The 4,169-nt window shown below is 42.5% G+C and carries 3 protein-coding genes and 1 pseudogene; 2 read left to right on the forward strand and 2 right to left on the reverse strand.

Features of this window, described 5'->3' with window-relative positions; all coding sequences use genetic code 11:
* The coding region (locus ACYTXL_RS13730; protein ID WP_461925241.1) for a WD40 repeat domain-containing protein at positions 1–1,750 on the forward strand (1,750 nt) is incomplete at its 5' end.
* A 14-nt stretch (positions 1,751–1,764) separates the two neighbouring features.
* Here the strand turns inward: ACYTXL_RS13730 and ACYTXL_RS13735 are convergent.
* A pseudogene (locus tag ACYTXL_RS13735) lies at positions 1,765–1,929 on the reverse strand (Uma2 family endonuclease); the annotation flags it as partial.
* Between the two features lie 45 nt (positions 1,930–1,974).
* Here ACYTXL_RS13735 and ACYTXL_RS13740 point away from each other — a divergent pair.
* Positions 1,975–3,267 (forward strand): ATP-binding protein, encoded by a 1,293-nt coding sequence (locus ACYTXL_RS13740; RefSeq protein WP_461925242.1) that lies wholly within the window; start codon positions 1,975–1,977, stop codon positions 3,265–3,267.
* Here the strand turns inward: ACYTXL_RS13740 and ACYTXL_RS13745 are convergent.
* Positions 3,261–4,136, reverse strand: coding sequence for an SDR family oxidoreductase (locus tag ACYTXL_RS13745; protein WP_461925243.1), 876 nt, complete (start codon positions 4,134–4,136; stop codon positions 3,261–3,263). The two genes, ACYTXL_RS13740 and ACYTXL_RS13745, sit on opposite strands and share 7 nt — an antisense overlap.
* Positions 4,137–4,169 lie beyond the last annotated feature (33 nt).

Consider the following 4,169-nt stretch of genomic DNA (forward strand, 5'->3'; position numbering starts at 1 on the left):
TGATGGCAAGCAGGTAATTTCCGCTTCCGATGACAAAACTCTCAAAGTCTGGAATTTGGAAACCGGAAAGGAACAATTCACATTCAATGGTCATAATTCTCTGGTAAATGCAGTCGCTAACACACCTGATGGCAAGCAGGTAATTTCCGCTTCCGATGACAAAACTCTCAAAGTCTGGAATTTGGAAACCGGAAAGGAACAATTCACATTCAATGGTCATAGTGACAGGGTAAATGCAGTCGCCATCACCCCCAATGGCAAGCAGATGATTTCCGCTTCCGATGACAACACTCTCAAAGTCTGGAATCTGGAATCTGGAAAATTACAATTCACCCTCCAAGGACATAGTGACAGAGTAAATGCAGTTGCCATCTCCCCCAATGGCAAGCAGGTGATTTCCGCTTCATATGACAAAACCCTCAAAGTCTGGAATCTGGAATCTGGAAAGGAACAATTCATCCTCCAAGGACATAGTTCTTTAGTAAATGCAGTCGCCATCTCCCCCAATGGCAAGCAGGTGATTTCTGGTTCATATGACAACACCCTCAAAATCTGGAATCTAGTTTATGGAAAATTACAATTCACCCTCGATAATCATAGTGGTTCGGTAAATGCAGTCGCCATCTCCCCCAATGGCAAGCAGATTATTTCCGCTTCCTCTGACAAAACTCTCAAAATCTGGAATCTGGAAACTGGAGAGGAACAATTCACCTTCAACGGTCATAGTTCTCTGGTAAATGCAGTCGCTGTCACCCACAGTAGCAAGCAAGTGATTTCCGCTTCCGATGACAAAACCCTCAAAATCTGGAATCTGGAAACTGGAGAGGAACAATTCACCTTCAATAGTCATAGTTATAGGGTAAATGCAGTTGCCATCACTTCCAATGGCAAGCAGGTGATTTCCGCTTCCGATGACAAAACTCTCAAAATCTGGAATCTGGAAACTGGAAAATTACAATTCACCCTCCAAGGACATAGTTCTCTGGTAAATGCAGTTGCCATCTCCCCCAATGGCAAACAGGTAATTTCCGCTTCCGATGACAAAACTCTCAAAGTCTGGAATTTGGAAACCGCAAAGGAACAATTCACCCTCCAAGGACATAGTTCTCTGGTAAATGCAGTCGCCATCACCCCTAATGGCAAGCAGGTGATTTCCGGTTCCGATGACAGCACCCTCAAAGTCTGGAATTTGGAAACCGGAAAGGAACAATTCACCCTCCAAGGACATAGTGACAGAGTAAATGCAGTTGCCATCTCCCCCAATGGCAAGCAGGTGATTTCCACTTCCGATGACAAAACCCTCAAAGTCTGGAATCTGAAATCTGGAAAGGAACAATTCACCCTTCAAGGACATAGTGACAGGGTAAATACAGCCACCGTCACCCTTAATGGTGATAGGGTAAATGCAGTTGCCGTCACCCCCAATGGTAAGCAGGTGATTTCCGCTTCCCATGACAATACCCTCAAAGTCTGGAATCTGGAATCCGGAAATGAACAATTCACCCTCAAAGGTCATACTGACAGGGTAAATGCAATTGTCGTTACCCCTAATGGCAAGCAGGTGATTTCTGGTTCAAGAGATTATAACCTCAAAGTCTGGAATCTGGAAACTTGCGAGATAATTACTACTTTCACAGGAGAATATCCGATTATTTGCTGTGCAGTAGCAGAGGATGGCATGACAATGGTCGCAGGTGAACAATCAGGTAGGGTGCATTTTTTGTGTCTTGAAGGGATGAAAGGGAAATGAGGCGAGAAGTAATTTTACCTGCCAAAGATTTCATTGACGGTAATGTTTACATTAGGGAAAGCTTTAATTGATAAAGTTTGACCGCTAGCGAACTTTTGCATAAGCTGATATCTTGCGGCTGTTGGTTGTTGATAAACTTCCACAATTTGCTCGTTAATATCTACTAACCAAACTTCAATAGTTACCTCTAGTGTTGCGTCATCTTTTAATTATTCTCCAAAATTATGAACTCACCACCCAAACCACCCACTGCAATCAATTCCAGAGGACATCCAACGGAGTTTGAGCAAATCATTCAAGAAAAAAGCCACAACTTTGTCGGTCGTGAATTTGTCTTCACGGCTATTAACAACTTTCTCCACCGCCATAACCAAGGTTACTTCACTATCATTGGCGTACCCGGTAGCGGTAAAAGTGCCATCCTCGCCAAATATGTGACAAACAATCCTCAAGTTATTTATTACAATGCCGAACTTGAGGGTAAAAATCGTGCTGACGAATTTCTCAAAGTTGTTTGTACTCAGTTAATCGACTGGTTGCATAATTTAAGCACCCCACCCCAACCCTCCCCGCAAGCGAGGAGGGAGCAAGATTTTTCCCAGTTAGGGGGAGTTTCAGATAATGCGACTGAGGGGAGTTGGTTTTTGTCTCTTCTCCTCCAGCAAATCAGTGATGAGTTAGAACCTCATCAAAAACTGATAATTGCCATTGATGGGTTGAATTGCATTGACCGCAATAGCCAACCACCTGGTACAAATCTGTTTTACCTCCCCCGCTATCTCCCGGATGGGGTCTATTTTCTCCTCACTCGTAGACCTTTTTTACGGGAGAAATCGGGTTTATTAATTGAAACGTCGTCGCAAAGTCTTGATTTAGCAGATTATCCAGAAGAAAATCGCCAAGATATCCAAGCATATATTCAAAATTACCTAACCCCCCTAACCCCCCTTCCCTACGAGGGAAGGGGGGGACAAGATTACTCCCCTCCCCTTGTAGGGGAGGGGTTGGGGGAGAGGTCAAATCTTAAATCTTGGCTGAGTAATCACCAGATTAGTGAGCAAGAATTCTGCGTAGATGCGGAGCAGCTTGCCGTTGGGCATCGCATCACCACTTTGAGCGAAAATAATTTTATGTATGTTAGCCAGATCGTAGGTGCGATACCTTCGGTAAGCTTCGCTAACACAGAAAATTTCTACCCTGAACCTTTCGAGTACAATCAACTTCCGTCTGGTTTAGAAGCATATTATCAGCAGCATTTACACAAAATGATTCTACCCGAACTAGGAACGGAACATAGCACAGATGTGTTAAACGTCTTAATACAGCAACAAAAAGCAATATCTGTAGATGCTATCGCTAATATAATCAATACAGATGAATACGAAGTTGAGGAAGTTCTAGAAAGTTGGCTTGAATTTTTACACCAAGAACAAATTGACGGACAAATCCATTATAGTCTCTATCATTCCAGCTTCCGTCACTGGTTAACTACACAACAAATACAATCTGATTATTGACTATTGATTAACTCCTGCAATTCTTTTCGTAAAGATAAAGGCTGATATCCCAATGCAAATGCTTTGGAACTATCCAAAGAAACATCTGCTGGTCTAGGTGCTGCCATTTTCACATCTTGTTGTCGGCAGGATTTAAGTCCGGTGGCGGTAAGTTGAAATACTTCCACTAATAGCTGTCCAAAATCATAACGCGAAATCCGCTCTTTGCCACCTAAATGAATAATGCCGTTAACTTTTTCTAATGCTAATAAAAGTCCTTTGGCGGCAGATGTTCCACTTACTGGTGTGCGAAATTCATCTATAAATAAACTTAGTTCTTGTTCGGCTTGTAAAGTTTGAATAAATGGCTGAATAAAGCTTTTTGCTGTGGGTGTTGCTCCACCAAACATCAACGGCATTCGACAGACTGCGGTCATCGGATACCTTTCTAGCATATCTGCTTCTGCGATCGCTTTTTGCTCACCGTAAAGATTGACAGGACACACTGCATCTGTTTCTCGATAGGGGGCATTTAAGCCATCAAAAACTAAGTCGCTTGAGGTAAAAGCACAAGGAATAGAATTATCTGCACACAGTCCGGCAATATTACAGGATGCTGTGACGTTAATTGCGTGCGATTCTTCGGGGTGGGTTTGACAAAAATTTGGTTGCGAATGTGCAGCAGTATGAATAACTGCTGTTGGTTTTATATCGCTAAATATGCGCTGCAATTCCTGAAAATCTGTTAAGTTCACTTTTAGCATTTTGATGCCAGGAATTTCTAGAAAATGGGAAAAATAAGTACCATAAACTTCCCATTCTTGTTTTGCAAGCTGGCAAAGATGCCATCCTAAAAAACCACTTGCTCCGGTGATTAACAATTTTTTCATGTTTAATTGTAAACCGCTCAAGAAAAAAATCCT

The sequence above is a fragment of the Nostoc sp. genome (assembly GCF_054880495.1).

Excerpts from the sequence above, each read along its gene's own strand:
- ACYTXL_RS13740 (WP_461925242.1), top strand. The coding sequence starts at position 1,975 with ATGAACTCACCACCCAAACCACCCACTGCAATCAATTCCAGAGGACAT.
- ACYTXL_RS13745 (WP_461925243.1), bottom strand. The coding sequence starts at position 4,136 with ATGAAAAAATTGTTAATCACCGGAGCAAGTGGTTTTTTAGGATGGCAT.